The 16,192-nt window shown below is 66.8% G+C and carries 11 protein-coding genes; 8 read left to right on the forward strand and 3 right to left on the reverse strand.

Features of this window, described 5'->3' with window-relative positions; all coding sequences use genetic code 11:
* The first annotated feature begins 108 nt into the window (after positions 1 to 108).
* The 3 genes from OG912_RS15780 to OG912_RS15790 are packed head-to-tail and all read left to right on the forward strand — an operon-like array spanning position 109 to position 6,284.
* Positions 109 to 3,114, forward strand: coding sequence for a DEAD/DEAH box helicase family protein (locus OG912_RS15780; RefSeq protein ID WP_327709883.1), 3,006 nt, complete (start codon positions 109 to 111; stop codon positions 3,112 to 3,114).
* Positions 3,115 to 3,117: 3 nt separating this feature from the next.
* The gene (locus tag OG912_RS15785; RefSeq protein ID WP_327709884.1) at positions 3,118 to 4,713 is read left to right on the forward strand and encodes a hypothetical protein; all 1,596 of its coding nucleotides are present in this window, start codon (positions 3,118 to 3,120) and stop codon (positions 4,711 to 4,713) included.
* A complete protein-coding gene (locus OG912_RS15790) occupies positions 4,710 to 6,284 on the forward strand; it encodes a class I SAM-dependent DNA methyltransferase (protein WP_327709885.1) in 1,575 nt (524 codons plus the stop codon). Before OG912_RS15785 ends, OG912_RS15790 begins: the two co-directional genes overlap by 4 nt.
* 100 nt (positions 6,285 to 6,384) lie before the next feature.
* On the opposite strand, the gene OG912_RS15795 is transcribed toward OG912_RS15790, so the two are convergent.
* The 3 genes from OG912_RS15795 to OG912_RS15805 all read right to left on the reverse strand — a co-directional run bounded on the left by OG912_RS15795 (position 6,385) and on the right by OG912_RS15805 (position 9,129).
* Complete coding sequence (locus tag OG912_RS15795) at positions 6,385 to 8,157, reverse strand: tyrosine-type recombinase/integrase (protein WP_327709886.1); 1,773 nt, start codon at positions 8,155 to 8,157, stop codon at positions 6,385 to 6,387.
* Positions 8,154 to 8,453 (reverse strand): helix-turn-helix domain-containing protein, encoded by a 300-nt coding sequence (locus OG912_RS15800; RefSeq protein WP_327709887.1) that lies wholly within the window; start codon positions 8,451 to 8,453, stop codon positions 8,154 to 8,156. The genes OG912_RS15795 and OG912_RS15800 overlap by 4 nt, the downstream gene beginning before the upstream one ends.
* Positions 8,454 to 8,583: 130 nt before the next feature.
* Entirely contained in the window at positions 8,584 to 9,129 is a 546-nt protein-coding gene (locus tag OG912_RS15805; protein ID WP_327709888.1) for a helix-turn-helix transcriptional regulator, read from the reverse strand.
* A gap of 275 nt (positions 9,130 to 9,404) precedes the next feature.
* Between OG912_RS15805 and OG912_RS15810 the strand changes: the two genes are divergently transcribed.
* The 5 genes from OG912_RS15810 (at position 9,405) to OG912_RS15830 (ending at position 15,954) form a co-directional block, all read left to right on the forward strand.
* On the forward strand, positions 9,405 to 10,934 hold the full coding sequence (locus OG912_RS15810) for a DnaB-like helicase N-terminal domain-containing protein (protein ID WP_443061092.1): 1,530 nt from the start codon (positions 9,405 to 9,407) through the stop codon (positions 10,932 to 10,934).
* 296 nt (positions 10,935 to 11,230) lie between these two features.
* The gene (locus tag OG912_RS15815) at positions 11,231 to 12,019 is read left to right on the forward strand and encodes a DUF2637 domain-containing protein (protein ID WP_327709890.1); all 789 of its coding nucleotides are present in this window, start codon (positions 11,231 to 11,233) and stop codon (positions 12,017 to 12,019) included.
* 319 nt (positions 12,020 to 12,338) lie between these two features.
* Entirely contained in the window at positions 12,339 to 12,890 is a 552-nt protein-coding gene (locus OG912_RS15820; protein WP_327709891.1) for a MobC family plasmid mobilization relaxosome protein, read from the forward strand.
* A gap of 5 nt (positions 12,891 to 12,895) precedes the next feature.
* Positions 12,896 to 14,629, forward strand: a complete 1,734-nt coding sequence (locus OG912_RS15825; RefSeq protein ID WP_327709892.1) for a relaxase/mobilization nuclease domain-containing protein — start codon at positions 12,896 to 12,898, stop codon at positions 14,627 to 14,629.
* A gap of 470 nt (positions 14,630 to 15,099) precedes the next feature.
* Complete coding sequence (locus OG912_RS15830) at positions 15,100 to 15,954, forward strand: DUF4231 domain-containing protein (protein ID WP_327709893.1); 855 nt, start codon at positions 15,100 to 15,102, stop codon at positions 15,952 to 15,954.
* Positions 15,955 to 16,192: the final 238 nt, after the last annotated feature.

A 16,192-nucleotide genomic window follows, 5' to 3' on the forward strand; every position in this document is an offset into this window, starting at 1 on the left:
GCCCTGGGCGTGCGTACGTCGGCTGGTGTAATGGGTGTGGCTGACGGGCTGCTACAGGCGCGAAGCATGAGGCAGGAACGTGAGGACCGCGAGGTACGGGGAGGGGCCATGAGCGCTTCTGGCGCGCAGGCGAACGAGGGCAGGAACGGCAAGGCCGAGCAGGCGTTGCGCGAAGCCGGCTGGCGGGTGTGCGCGCCGCACGAACGCGACCTGAAACCAGACGCAACTGCCGTCCGTACCCCGCATCCCGAACTCGACGGGTTGTTCCTCTACATGCTCCACGTGGACCGGGACCTCAGCGGCGTGGTGGTAGCGGGGAGTGAGACCACCGACCCGCACGAGCTGCTCGCGGAGGCGGACCGTCTCGCCGTCCACCTCTCGGTGCAGCACCAGCGGCGCATTTGGCAGGAACGTCCTCTACCGTTCCGCTACGGGACCAACGGACATGTCTGGCGCTTCCTCAACGCCCTCGACGCCGAACATCTCGACGGCGCACCCGCCGCCGATGCGCACCAGGGCGGAGCACGCAGCCGCTACGTCTTTGCCCCCGCACGGCCCACCACCGTCGCACGCTGGAAGCGGCAGGCCGTGCAGCATCCTGAGGCGCCCTCTCTGCGTGCTCGGTTGCGTCGGCTGCCGGGTGTCCACCTCGACCCCCAGCGGCAGCTGTACGACGCCCAGCGCCGGGCCATCGAAGGACTGGAGGGCTCACTGGCTGCCGACCGTCAGCGGGCGCTGATCCAGATGGCGACCGGGGCAGGCAAGACCTACACAGTCGTCCAGGCCAGCCACCGGCTGTTGCAGAACGCGGGGGCGCATCGCGTGCTCTTCTTGGTGGATCGCTTCAACCTGGGTGATCAGGCGTACCAGGAGTACCGCGACTTCCAGCCCACGAACTCGAAGAAGCCACTGCACGAGGAGTTCCCGCTCAAGCACCTCTCCGGCGCACGGTCGGGCCTGGCGGACTCCGACAAGATCGTGATCACGACGATCCAGCGGCTGTGGTGCATGCTGACCGGCCGGACCCCGCCCGAGCCCGGCAGCGAGGAGGCGCGGAACTTCGAAGGCAGCGGAAAGGCCGGCCTCGGCAAGGCGCTGCCGGTGGTCCGCTACTCCCCCATACTTCCGCCCGACTCCTTCGACTTCATCGTCATCGACGAGTGCCATCGCTCGATCTACGGCGCGTGGCGGCCCGTGCTCGAGTACTTCGACGCACACATCATCGGTCTGACCGCGACGCCGATCGGCCCAACCTTCGCCTTCTTCGAGAACAACCTGGTCAGCCAGTACACCTACGAGGAAGCGGTCGCCGATGAGGTCAACGTCGACTACGACGTCTACCGGATCTCGACCCGGATCACCCGGGACGGCTCGAAGATCCCCGCCGTCACCGAGACACAGGCGCCGGACGGCACCGTCGAGCAGATCAACACCGTCGTCGCCCAGGTGGACCGGGTCACGCGGGAGAAGCACTGGCACCAGCAGGAGGAGGACGACGAGTACACGGCGCCCGAGCTGAACGCCCGGGTCGAATCCACCAGCCAGATCCGCACGGTCGTCGAGACGTTCCGGAACCGGCTGTTCACGGAGATCTTCCCGGCCGATGCCGATCCCGACACGGGCGAAATATTCCAGCCGCGGTCCATCGTCCCCAAGACCCTGATCTTCGCGGCCACCAACCGGCACGCGGACGCCATTGTGGCCGAGGTGCGCAGGGCCTGGAATGCGGGCGACAGGTTCTGCTTGAAGATCAACAGCGAGACGACGAATCCAGCCAAGGCGATCAAGGACTTCCGCAACGAGCCAGAGATTCGGATCGCCGTCACCGTCGACATGATCGCCACTGGCACCGACATTCCGGCCCTGGAATGCCTGGTCTTCATGCGGGATGTGCGCACCTGGTCCTACTTCGAGCAGATGAAGGGACGCGGTGCTCGGATCATCAAGCCTGAAGACCTACGCCGGGTCACCGAGGACGCCGTGTGCAAGGACCGGTTCGTGATCGTGGACGCGGTGGGTGTGACCGAGCACCCGATGATCGACGCCCGGCCACTCGTGCAAGACAATCTGCGGGACCTGCCCAGTCTGAAGGAGCTTCTCCGCGCTTGTGCGGAAGGGGTCTCACTCAGCGTGGCCCAGGTCTCCACTCTGGCCGGCCGCCTAAGTCGGCTCGGGCAGCGGATCGACGAGCAGCAGCTGGCCCTGATCGAAGGGCGCACGGGCGGCCGCAAGCTGACCGAGCTGGTGACGGATCTGGTGCACGCCACGGATCCGGACCGGCTGGCGAAAGTGCGGGGGCGTGTCAGCGAGGAGGCAGAGGGCGGTGCCGGCGAGCCGGTGGACGGTGCCGCATCCGCACCGGATCAGGCCGATTCTGTTGCCACTGGGGAAGCCGACGTCGATGTCGTGCTGGTACAGGCCCTGCGACCGTTCGTCGAGCGGGAAGCGTTGCGTGAGGCGCTGCTCGACGCGGCTCGCAGTCGCTTGATCAAGATCGATCACCTCAGTCAGGACGGTGGCGTGATCGCCGAGGGTGTGACTGACGTCATGCGGGCCGAGCGGACGGTGAAGGACTGGCGTCGGTTCATGGCGGACCGCCAGGACAAGTTCGCCGCGCTGAGCATCGCCTTCGAGAAACGGTGCTCGCTGCGCGAGGTTCAGGCACAGATCGACGAACTTCTCGGCCTGGTCAGCGCGCCGCAGCAGCGGTGGACCGGGCAGCAGCTGTGGAAGGCGTACGTCGACCTCGGCATCGCGCGTACGAAACGGCGGCGGAACGCCGGGCTGCCCGAGCTGATCTCAGTACTCCGGTGCGAGCTGAAGCTCGACGGGGGCGAGTTCCGGCCGTACCGGGATACCGTGGGGCTTCGCTTCCGAGAGTGGCTCGCGCGTCAGGAGACAGCGGGCGTGACGTTCACGGAGGAGCAGCGGCGCTGGCTGAAACACGTTGCGAATGTAGTCGCCACCTCGGCGGCAGTCTCCGTGGACGCACTGGACCAGCACGCGGTGTGTCGGGCCGAGGGCGGCTGGAGCAGGTTCAGAACGGTGTTCGCGGGAGGAACGCGGAATCCGGGTGAACTGATCGACGAACTGGATCGGGAACTGGGTGCGTGAGTAGTGGAGAGTGACGCGGAAGGCACCGGGGCGCCGGAAAGAGCAGCCATCGAGCTTCCGGCCAGCTGGAGCTGGGCCGAACTCGACGACCTTCGATCCGCTGACGAGCGCCCCGTCACGGACGGCCCATTCGGCTCGAATCTTGCGACACGGCACTACACCCACTCAGGGCCGCGCGTTCTTCGCCTTCAGAACATCGGCGATGGAGAGTTTCGTGATGTCCGGACACACATCCCGGAGAGCCACTTTGAGCGTCTGGCCGTGCATGAGGCGCGAGAAGGTGACCTCGTCATTGCGTCGCTCGGCGACGACCTGCCGCGAGCCTGCATTGTCCCGGAGCACGTGGGGCCAGCCATCGTCAAAGCCGACTGCATCCGGTTCCGGGCACATCCCGAGGTATCCACCGAGTGGTTGCTTCGGGCGCTGATCGCACCGGCGACCAAGCAGCATGCGGCTGCCAGTCTGCGAGGAATCGGACGGGCCCGTCTGGGGTTGAACGGAATCCGGTCGCTGCCCGTCCCTGTCCCGCCAGCAGCTGAGCAGCGACGGATCGCCGATGCCCTAGACACGCGGCTCGCCCGGCTCGCCCGCATTGAGGAACGCCTCGTCACCGCACAACAGCACCTGGCCCGGCTGGGAGACATGGTCATGGTCGCCGCCGCGACCGGCATCCTGGCCAGCGATTCCGACCCCCAGCACGTAACGCTCGACAACTCACCAGGCGTAACCGACGGCGAGCTGCCCCCACTCGCGACAGGATGGCGATGGGCCCGCCTCCAGGACATCGCCGACGTGGTCGGCGGTGTAACCAAGGATTCCAAGAGCCAGGACGACTCCGGTCTCCCCGAAGTGCCATACCTACGCGTCGCCAATGCCCAGCGAGCACGGCTGGACCTCTCGCAGGTGACGAAGATCCGGGTCGCCCCAAAAGCGCTGAAGAAACTCCGCCTCCGTGCCGGCGACCTCCTGATGGCCGAAGGCGGTGATCGGGACAAGCTCGGTCGCGGCTGGATCTGGGAGGACCAGATCAAGGAATGCATCCACCAGAACCACCTCTTCCGGGCCCGGGTCCAGGAACATGCGACACAGCCCAAGCTCCTCGGCTGGTACGTAAACTCAGCTGCGCGCTCCTGGTTCGAGGCAAACGGCAAGCAGAGCGTGAACCTGGCCTCCATCAGCATCTCCAAGGTCAAGATGCTCCCGGTCCCCGTGCCATCGGCAGACCGGGACGACCAGAAGGCATTCGTCGCTCTCGGGGAGCGGGTGTTCTCTCGCTTCCACCGCCTCACCGACGCCTGTGAGCAAGGGCTCGCCCACGTCACCGCCCTCCGCCGAATCCTCCTCTCCGAAGCATTCGCCGGTCGGCTCGTCCCCCAGGACCCTCACGATGAGCCCGCCGAGGACCTCCTCAAGCGGATCCGGGCTGAGCGCGAGGCCGCCGAGGCCGAGCGGAAGGAAGCCCGGCGGGCCGCTGCCCAGGCCCGGCGGAAGGAAAAGCAGGCAGCGGCCGGGCCACCCACGGCAACGCCGCCACCGGCATCCCACACCCCCCTCCCCGAGGGCGAACAGACCACCCTCCCCCTGGAGTTCACCGAGTGAAGCCGGAAGCCCGACGTCTTGTCGACCGTCTCTGGAACTACTGCAATGTGCTGCGCGACGACGGCGTGTCGAGCCTCGAGTACCTGGAGCAACTCAGCTTCCTGGTGTTCCTCAAAATGGCTGCCGAGAAGGAGATCGCCGACAAGGATCTCTGCGACGAGCAGCGCCGACCGGTGCTTCCCGACGCCGAGGAGTGGCAGGGCCGCGGCTGGCCTGAACTGCTCGAACTCTCCGGTGAGCAGCTGGAGGAGACCTACACCCAGCTCTTGGCCGACCTCGGCAAGGAGGACGAGGGCCGCAAGAGCACGCTCGGTCTGATCTTCTACCGCGCCCGGAACCGCATCCAGAACGCGGCCAATCTCCGCCGTCTCATCGTCGACCTGATCGAGAAGGAGGACTGGCTCCAGTCCAGCAAGGACATCAAGGGCGATGCCTACGAGGCATTGATCGCCCGCAGTGCGGAAGACACGAAGGCCGGCGCCGGTCAGTACTTCACCCCACGGGTGCTCATCGAGTCGATCGTGCGGTGTATGCGACCCACGCCGGAGGACACCATCACCGACCCCGCCTGTGGCACCGGCGGCTTCCTGCTCGCCGCGCACAGCCACATCGTGGACACCTACGGCGAGGAGATGTCCGTCGAGGAGTCCGCCCGGTTCGACGAAGGTGCGATCTGGGGCACCGAACTGGTGCCGGCAACCGCACGCCTCGCCGCGATGAACCTGCTCCTCCACGGCATCGGCAGGCCCGACGGCAAACCCCTGATCCACGTAGAGGACGCTCTGGCGAAGCCGCCGGCCGAGAAAGCCTCCCTCGTCCTGGCCAACCCGCCCTTCGGTAAGAAGTCCTCCATCGTGATCACCCATGTCGACGGCACACTCAGCCGCGAGGACATGTCATACCACCGCAAGGACTTCTGGGAGACCACGACCAACAAGCAGTTCAACTTCGTCCAGCACATCGCGAGCCTGCTCGCCGACAGCGGCAGAGCTGCGGTGGTCCTGCCCGACAACGTCCTCTTCGAGGGCGGGCGGGGCACAACCATCCGTCGTGAGCTCCTCAAGCGGTTCAATCTGCACACGATGCTGCGGCTGCCTGCCGGCATCTTCTACGCGGGCGGCGTCAAGGCCAATGTCCTCTTCTTCGACTCGGCGTCGCCACGCCGCAGCGAGGACGAGCCCCCGCACACACAGCAGCTGTGGGTGTACGACCTGCGTACCGGCAACCGTTTCACGCTGAAGCAGAACCCGCTGCTCCCCGGGCATCTGGAGCAGTTCGAGAAGCAAGTGTTCGGGGTCGGCGAGTGCGAGGTGATCGCCGAGGCGGTCGCCCGGCGAAAGCCCGGGGGACGGCTCCAGGTCTTCGACGGCGCGAAGCTCGCCGCCTCGAAGGAGGTCAACCTCGACATCGGCCTGATCGAGCCGGACGATAAGGATGCCGCAGAGGCCAAGTCCCTGTCCGAACTGACCCTCGCTCTTTCTGCTGATCTTCGCGATGCACTTCTCCAACTCGAAGAACTGGCAGCGGACTTGGATGTGAAACTGCCGCCGCTGCTCCGAGAAGAGGCATAAGCCAGGCCACACAGGGCCGTGTTCTGCTCCAGCATGGAGAACACGGCCCTGTCATCTCGTCATGGCATGCCCCTGTTGTGACAGCGAACTCAGATCACCATCACACTTCGCTATCCCCGTGCCCTCCGGGGTTCACCGTTCGGTCCACAGCTTGTGCGCACGCGTCCCCGAACGCGGCGCCGACCGATCCCTCGTCCGTGCCACGAACGAGGACCTCGACCTCCCGGCCCGGGCGGCGCCTGGTGTGCCAGCGCACCGGAAGGTCGGTGTAGGCGTCGGCCTCGAACTCCCAGGCTGGTGCGGACCACTGCGCGGGTTGGCCGGTGTACAGGCGGTGACCGCCGACCACGAACAGCGCATGGGCGTGATAGACCACGCGGCGATCCGGTATCCGATCGCCTATGGCCGTCGCGCCGCCCGGGCCATGGTGCTCCCACTTCTCCCGGTCCCACTCCTCCACCTCTGCGGAGAGCTCGGGGTGATCAGCACCCCACTGAGCAGTGACAGCTTCCGCGTGCGCCCGGTAGGAGAAGGGCATCAAGCGCTCCCCGAGGCGAGCGACGTACACCGTCGGTCTGGCCGGGCTGGAGCCCCTGCTGGCGCCGACCGCAAGCCTCTCGGGGACTGGCGTAGACATGGCCGGGGCCGTTCCCCAGAGCAGGGCTCCGATCTTGGCGGCTGTCTGCTGCAGGACGGGGCCGGTCATGTGCTGGTAGCGGCGACGCATCCGAGCGGACTTGCCGGGCTCCCAGCCCATGATGCTGTCGACGACAGTGTCGGAGATCCCGAGGATCAGCAGGACAGTGGCCGCGGTGTGGCGGGCGTCGTGGAGGCGTCCGTCGCGCACCCCCGCAGCCTTCAGCAGGTCCTTCCACCGGTGGAAGTCGGTGTTCGGGTTCAAAGGTTCGCCGACCGGTGAGGTGAAGACGTACCCCTTCTCCGTCCAGAGGTCTCGAGCTAGAGCACGCTCCCGGCCCTGTTCCTCCTTGTGCCGGCGGAGTAGATCCATCAGCTCGTCCGGGGCACCGATAGGTCGCTGCCCAGCCCGTGACTTCACGTTCTTGGTCTCGCGCCGAACGTTGATCTTCTGCGGGCAGAAGCCGGGCTTGCGCCCGCAGCGGTCCCCACATCCGTGTTGGTAGCGGGGCCGCAAACGACCTCGTCGAACACGGATCACGCCGAGTTCGAAGTCCACGTCAATCCACTGCATGCCGAGGACCTCGCCCTGGCGAAGTCCGAGCGCCAAGGCAATGACCCAGCGGGCCGCATTGCGGTGCTTCCCCGCCTCTGCCAGGAGGCGCTGGACTTCCTCGACCGAGTACGGCTCGACTTCGTCCTCTTCGAGGCGCGGGGACTTCGCAATCGCGGCTGGGTTACGGGCGAGGTGGCCACGGCGAACGGCCTCGTTGAGGGCGGTGCGGATGGTGCGGTGGGTTTGGTGCGCGGTGCCGGCAGCACTGCCGGTCTCCTGCATCTTCTTGTAGAAGCGCTCCAGGTGCTCTGGCTCCAGCTTCTCCAGGCGGTGGGCACCGAGGCCGGGGATGAGGTGGTGATTCACCGCGACGCGGTAGCCGTCGATGGTGTTCTCGGAGACGTTCGGCGCGGCAATGTTCTCGACCCAGTGGGTGAGCCAGGTCTCTAGGGTCCAGCTTTGACCAGCCTTGCGGACTGCACCCTTGTCGCGTTGCCGCTCCAGCTCCCGTACGGCTTTGGTGACCTCGGCACGGGTCTTGCGGCTGATGTGACGGCGGTCAGGCTTGCCGTCGTCCTTCACTCCGACGGTGACGCGGCCGTGCCATCGGCCGTCCTTGCCGAGATAGATGCTGGAGGCGCCGTTGGGCTGACGGCTCTTCGCCGTCGCGCCCCGCGTCATGCTGCGGTCCCGAAGTCGCTGGTCGTGAGGCGCCGGGTCAGGAAGTCGTTCACCGCCTCCGCTGGGATGCGGCGCAAGCTGCCGATCTTGACCGAGGCGATCTCCCCGGAGGTGACGTACTCGTACAGCTTCGTACGGCCGATGCCGATGCGGCGCGCGGCCTCGGCAACGGTGAGGGCGACGAGGGTGGTGTCACCTTCGGCGGGACGGCGTTCGGACAGCAGGTTCCGCAGGGCGCCCTCGGGGACGTCCAGGAGGTCGGCTATCTGGGCAAGCGGCAGTTCGCTTCGGTGCAAGGGAGGGTCCTCTCCTGGCAGACCATGGGACGGCGAATCCCTATTGGCCGGCGAGTCGTTCAGGGATGGGCGTGAAGAGAAGGAGCCGGAGACGGCAAGCCCCCGCTGTTCGTAGCAGCGAGGAGCCGAGTCAGCTCTGTTCGGGCGGCGCGTCCATGCGCTCGCCGAGGTAGCTGCGGAGTTGTGACGGGGCGCCGCGGTGGTGATGGAACTCGCCGTTCGAGGCGATGGTCAGCTCGTGGGTCAGCAGAGCCTTGACCATGTCTTCCTGATTGGGGTTGGCGTCCGTGTACGCCGCGAGTTCGTCCTGGATCCGGCGCATGTCCTTGCCCAGGGCCCGCCATTCCTTCCATCTCGCGACGTAGTCGCCGACGAGACGACGGACCAGCGGGTTGGCGAGCTGGCCGGGGGGGCTGGTCAGCTCGTCGAAGGTCAGGTCGAAGACCTTGCAGAAGCCGAGCGCCTCATCGAGGTTGACCCGGCGGCGGGGCTTCCCGCTCTCGATGCGCCAGATCGCGGACTGGTTGACCGGGTGGCCAGCGTCTGCCATTCGCTCGGCCAGTGTGACCGTGCTCCATCCGCGCGCCTCGCGTTCGAGCTTGATGCGCTCCGCGACGTGATCTTCGGCCAGCGGCCGTTCCGGCCCCGCGCGGGAGGCGCCTTCGTCACTGCTCATCACTGCACCTCCTTGCCGGGGCCCGACGGACAGCCGGGGCGATGGTGAAAACTAAACACCATTCCGGAGCCGAATGCAACCGTTGCGCTTCCGAAAACGTCAGGTACTGTAGACGTCCACCCTCGAACGGGGGTGAACGCAAAAAGCCCCCGACGCTACGAACGTCGGGGGCCAAGCACGAACTCTCGTAACCGCCCATCCCTGAACGATTGACCCGCGTGGCCTGGGATTCGCCGTCCCGTACGGTCCGCAAGTTGAGGAGCTCAATGTCCAGTATGGACGAACCCCGGCCGAACGCGCCACACCTCGCGGGAACCGGCCGCCAGCCCACGGCGGGCGACCTCACCGCGGTTCCGCCGCACGACGTCGACGCCGAAGCCGCCGTGCTGGGGGCCTGCATGCATCAGGCGGCGGTGATCGACGAAGTACGCCAACTGCTCGACGCAGCCGACTTCTACCGCCCCGCGCACGAGACGGTCTGGCGCGCCATACTCGCTCTGCACGGCGAGGACAAGCCGACCGACCCCATCGTCCTGTCGCACCAGCTGCGTGCGCAGGACGACCTGGAGCGGGTCGGCGGTGTGGTGTACGTCCACCAGCTCGCCGACGCCGTGCCCTCCGTCAGCAGCGCTGTCTACTACGCGGGCATCGTGCGCAGGATGGCCGACCTGCGCCGCTTGCGCGCCTCCGGCATCCGGACCGCCCAACGCACATTGGAGCCGGGCGCCGACCCGGACGCCATCCGCAGCGAGGTGGAGTCGGGGGTTCGGATCGAGCGCGAGCGTGCACTCGCCTCCGGCCAGGGGCGACTTTCCCGGTTCATCACTGACGGATGGCGCTTCGTCACCGAGACCGGGGCCGATACAGAGCCTCTCTGGGGTACGCGGGAACAGACGGCCTGGTCGTCCGGAGAGAGCCTGATGATCGTCGGCGCACCGGGAGTCGGGAAGACCACGCTGGCCCACCAGGTGATCCTCGCTCGTCTGGGCCTGGCGGGCAGCGTCCTGGACATGCCAGTCGCACCGAGCCGGCGGGTGCTGTACCTGGCACTGGACCGGTACAAGCAGATCGCCCGTGCCATGGCCCGCAGCGTCGGATCCGAGCACGAGCAGCGCCTGCGCGACGGTCTCGCTGTCTGGCAGGGCCCTCTGCCCGCCACTCTGGACAAGGAGCCCGACCTCTTGGCGGACCTCGCCGCCGCTCATCAGGCTGACACGATCGTGATCGACAGCCTCAAGGACGCGGTGAGCACGCTGGTAGACGACGCCCTTGGCGTCGCCTACAACAACGCCCGCCAGCGAGCCATGCGCAACGGCGTCGAGATCATGGAGCTCCACCACCAGCGCAAGGCCACCGAGGGGACCCCACGCACCCAGAAGCCCACCCTGGACCGCGTCTACGGCTCCACCTGGATCACCTCCGGCGCGGGCAGCGTCCTCTTCATCGCCGGGGAAGCGGGCGACCTCGCCGTCACCCTTCATCACCTCAAAACCCCCACCGGCGAGATCGGCCCCCTCCAGGTCGTCCACGACCACGAACGCGGCACCTCGACGCTCGACCCCGCTCTCGACCCGGTCGCCATCCTGCGACAGCGCCCCGACGGCCTGACCGTGCGCGAACTCGCCATGATCCAAAGCGGCCAGAACAACCCCGAGCGCTCGGCCACCGAGAAAGCCAGGCGCACCCTGGACCGACTCGTCAGGGCCGGACTCGCAGGCAAGGCCGAAGGCACCGCAGGCGGCACCGGAGGCGGCCAGCAAGCCCGCTACCGCGCCTCAGTCCGCCATATCGGCGCCGTCTCCTGACCTGATCGCCGGACGCCGGGACCGTACACGAGGGCGTACACGCACCCCTCCCCCGCGCACCGGCGCACGCCTCACCGCAGGCGTACACGCCAAGAACGAAACCCCAGGTCAGACGATCACGCGATCGTTCACGCCGTACACGCACACCAGCGTTCACGCGTGAGCCCCCCTTTAGAAGGGGGCTCACGTGTACGCCCCCTGCGTGAACGCCGTGATCGCCTCCGCAGAACCACCCCGGAGAACCCCGCATGACCACACCCGCTACACCCCACGACACCCCCCGGCACACTCACGCGATGCCCCGCGCCCAGGACAAGAGGCGGCAAGCAACGCCCCAGCACGGTGCCGAGCGATACGCCCTCGCCGCGGCCGGAACCGTCATCATCGCCCTCACCGCCGGCGGCTTCTGGCTCTCCTACGCCCACCTTGCCCAGGTCGCCGGACAGCATGGGCTGGGAAGCTCCCCTGTCCGGCAATGGGCCTGGCCCGCGACCCTGGACGCCTTCATCGTCGCGGGCGAACTGCTGATGCTCCGCGCTGGCCTTCGCCGGGTGACCGACTGGTGGGCGGTCGGTCTGACCGCCATCGGGTCGGCCGGATCCATTGCGCTCAACGTGGCCGGGGTGAGCGGCACGGGCAACGAGAGCGTCGCACCCCTACTCGACTACGTGGTCGCGGCGGTTCCCCCGACCGCAGCCCTGCTGGCTTTCGGAGTGCTGATGCGGCAGATTCACCAACTGGTCGACCGAGCTTCCGACCGGCCCGCCACCGGTTCCGGCGAGACGCCGGAACCGCCTGCCGTACCGCCCGCGCCCACCGGACAATCACAAGCCACCGCATCCGGCCCCCGGAACGCGCTGCCCGGAATCTCGAAGAGCCTTCCGCGAGGCGGCCGACCGGTCAGCGCAACGGTCGAAGAACTGGTCGAGATCGGGCGGATCGCCGCAGCCGAGAAGCGCAAGCTCACACGGGGCATCGTCCAACAGGCCATACGGGACAAAGGACACACGGTCGGCGGCCAGAGGCTGACCGAAGTCATGGAAATCCTCCGGTCGGAACCCGGCGCCGATCGGAACGTCAGCTGATCGCCCGCCATCCGGTGGCCGGAACTCCTCCGGCCACCGGTCAGAGCGTGCCCCGCCCCTCCGCCTGATCGCTCGTTACCGCCTACGGCCGTAGCCGTGCCCCCGCATGCCGCCATCCCTCCCGCGCTACTCCGGAGCAATATCCGTGACCCACGACCCGCACCACCCCGACTCCGAAATCGGATCGCCGCTGACACTGACGAAGTCGCCTACGCTGACAGAACGTCTACGGCGGGCGTTCGGACGGACGGCTCCTGGCGGAGCCAGTAGTACCCCGAGTCCGACTCGTGGCCGGTCTTCGGGGGTCTCCGCCCCAGGGGTGGCGGAGACAGCCCAGCGCCAGGGGGCGCCGGACCAGGTGCCCGTGGCCGAGGACGGCCCCGACCCGGACAAGCTTCACGCCACCCAGCAAGCGATCCTCCGCCCGACGCGCACTGACGCCCCAACCGTCAGCGAACCCGCCGCGCAGAGCGTCCAGCCAACGATCCGCCGGTTCACCGGCGATAAGCGCACCAAGCGCGTCGGGCCCTTGCGCTTCACCGACGACGAGCGCATCAGCCTGCGTGAGGGCGCAGCCGAGCACGGCTACAAGGGCGAATCGGGCTTCGCCGCCGACATAGTCCTCGCCTTCCTCGGCGGCCGCTTCACCGCGAACCTCCCCCTGTCCGAGGATCGACGACGCACCCACATGTTCCGTGCCCAGGTCCTGCGCGCCCTCAACCGCACCGGCGTCAACGTCAACCAGATCGCCCGCGCCCTCAACAGCGACTACACCCCGCCCGACATCCGTCAGCACCTCGACGAACTCCACCGCCTGCTCACCCTGATCGCCGGGGCTCTGCGCGAGCCCACCGACGCGACGGAGGTCTGATCCGCGTGATCGCCGCTATCAAGCCCGCCGGCTCCAACACCCGCGGTCTGCTCGCCTACCTCTACGGCCCCGGCCGGCACGACGAACACCTCGACCCGCACCTCGTCGGCGGATTCTCCATGCTCGGCATGCCCGACCCCGGCCGCGACGAAAACGCCACTCTCACCCAGCTCGCCCGCCACCTCGACGAGCCCGTTCAACTTCGGAACAGCGAGTTCGGCAAGCCTGTCACCGACCATGTCTGGCACTGCCCCGTCCGCGCCGCACCCGAAGACCGCTACCTCTCCGACACCGAGTGGGCCGAGATCGCCCAGCGCATCGTCCACGCAGCCGGCATCGCCCCCGCAGGCGACGATCTGGCCTGCCGCTGGATCGCCGTACGCCACGCCGACGACCACATCCACATCCTGGCCACCACCGTCCGCGAGGACGGCCGCCGCCCCAAGCTCCACGGCAGCGGCATCCGCGTCGGCAACGAGTGCCGGGAGATCGAGAAGGAATACGGACTGCGACCCCTGACGAAGGGCGACCGCACCGCCACCCGGCGCCCCACCCAGGCCGAGATGCACAAAGCTGAGCGCCTCGGCTGGGAGCAGACCAGCCGCGAATGGCTCCAGGACCAGATCCGCGCCGCCATCCCCCACACCACCAGCGCCGAACAACTCCTTGCCTACCTCGAAGCCGACGACATCCTGGTCAAACCCCGCCGCGGCCCATCCGGAGACCTCCTCGGCTACGCAGTCGGCCGGCCCGGCGACTTGAACAAGGACGGCGAGCAGATCTACCACCCCGGCGGGAAGATCGCCCCCGACCTCTCCCTGCCCAAACTGAAAGCCCGTCTAGAGACCAGCGCCCCCGAAGAACACCCCACCGCCCGCCGCAACCAGTCCACCACTCCCTGGCATCAAGCCACTGACGCCCTCGACACCCTCCACGCAGAGATCACCGGCACGAACGCCGATGACGGCGGGGACGCACGAGCACAGGCGCACATCACCGCCCTGGGCGAACTCCTCGAAGCCACCGCTCAGAAGGCCCCCGTCAACCTCCGCCCCCACCTGCAAGCGGCCAGCCGGGCATTCGCCCGTGCCCAGCGCTCCCAAGTACGGGCCGAAGACCGGGCCGCCCATGCCCTGCGGACCGCCGCCCGCGACATCGCACACACCGCTACCGGCCCCGACAGCAGCGCGCTCGCAGCCTTGGTCGCTGCACTCGTCTGGGCAGCCATACTCGCCGGACGCTGGCACGAGGCCAAGGGTCATGCACACCAGGCCGACGCCGCCCGCCAAGCCGTCCAGCACCTCCATCCAGCAGCCGACGACGCACTCGCTCCGACGCTCACCGAACTCGAAACCCGCCGCACCACGGAGGAGACCCGCCGCACCCTGGCCAGCGACGTACGCGCCGCCGTTCCTGAACACGCCGAGCGGATCCTCGCCGACCCCGGCTGGCCCGCCCTCGCCACCGTCCTCGCCGACGCTGAAGCCGGCGGCCACGAACCCCACCAGCTCCTCAAGAAAGCCGCCGCCCGCCGAGAGCTCGACACCGCCCACAGCCCCGCCCGCGTCCTGCTCACCCGCATCCAGCACACCAGCCGCAACCCCGCACCCAACCGCCGCGCGGAAGCAGCCCGCCTGCGAAGCACCACCGCAGCAGCCTTCAGCGCGCCGTACGCCGATACCCAGCCGCCCACGGCACCCTCAGCCCCCACGAACAGGCTAAGCCGCCCACGCCGCTGACCCCAGCAAGGAGAGCTCGCTCCCAGAGCCCGCCAGCAGCACGAGCCCGCCCCACCACACTCCTGTCCGATCCATCAGGAGTCCTGCAGCCCTGGACCGCAATCCGCCGGATCGACTTCAAGTACCGCCTTGGCCCCGCTTGCCACGCTCCAGTGGCGCGTCTCACCAGGAGCTTCTTCTCCCCGCCCGGAAAACGATTCCTTAGAGAAGATTCCCTTCTTGGAAAAAATGAGAGAGATCATCGAAATTTGATCTTGGCCTGTATTCAACATCGATGACGATCACACCTGTTGAGCGAGGAACTAGTTCTCGCCATTCGGATCTTGGCGAAATTTCCCCCGTGGGTAATGGCTTGCAAGGCGCTCTTGTTGGCCCGAAAGGCCGGTTCTACGATCGCCCACTCGTGTCACCGAAAGCTACCGGGCATTTCATCTGCCGCTGGGGTGGCTTGAACTAAGTGGGGGTCGCTGGTGAGTTGGGGAAGTGCTGAGGCAAATGAGATTTCTGAGGCTGATGAGGCTCGACGCCAAGAGGAATACCGGAGCAGTGTCAAGAGATTCGATGAGATCGAAGATGACCTGCGGACATCACGAACCTTTCAAAGGATATATGTTCTCTGCCTGCTGGGCGGCATAATCCTTACGTTCCTCCTCGGCTACACGGTTATCGTGGGTCTCTGGAAGTCGCAGCCTGTCTTTACTAGATGGGCAGGGCTCATCATCGTCAACTGCCTCTGGGTGGCGATGGGGTGGGCGTTATGGAGGAACCGAAAGAAGGTTGTTGCTCGAACTGGCGCGCTGCGCAACGCACTTCAGGATCGGCAAACTGCCGCTGCCAAGCTACCTCTTGACTCCCCTTCCGGACTTCGCATCTACCGCGAAGCGTCGCTTGACCTGATTGATCAGTACCGAACTTCAGCGAACAAAAATCGCCGGATTCACAACGTCTTTCAGGGCATCATCATCACTGGGTCAATTGTCACTTCGACGCTTGCGGCGATGAATGAGGGCAGTAGTCAAGTGCTGCGCCTTTCTGCGGCTTCCCTCAGTGCACTCGTCGGAATTTCGGCAGGCGTCACCGGATACTTCAAGTTTCGCGAACGAGGATACAATCTACAATCCACGGCCGATGATATCGAGAAGCACTATAACGCATCGCAATTCATGCTCGATGAATACGCTGGGCGGGATGGTGAACCGCCTCTTCCTGAAGCTGAACGGCTTCGGATATTTGCGCGTTATGTGGAACGGCTGAAGGAAGAGCAGCGAAAGCGCGAGCTTCAGCTCGAAACATCCAGCTCCGGGAATGAGGAGCGCGCGAGCTGATGTTTGTCCTGTGCAACCCTGCGCACTCCGTCGCAATGAGACGCTTGACGGGGCCTTCTGGAGTCCGGAAATGAGGGCGCGGCAAACCAGGTGGCTCCTCGCTCCGCTCTGGCAATGGAGGGCTCGACGCCTCGTAGACGCTCATGGCCTATCTATGTCTGACTCGACGGCTTGGTGTCTTGTCGCTCTCGCGCGAGACCCAGTGGAATACATGCCGCTCGTTCGGCACGTAGTGCTT

This window comes from Streptomyces sp. NBC_00464, from assembly GCF_036013915.1.
Lineage (GTDB): Bacteria > Actinomycetota > Actinomycetes > Streptomycetales > Streptomycetaceae > Streptomyces.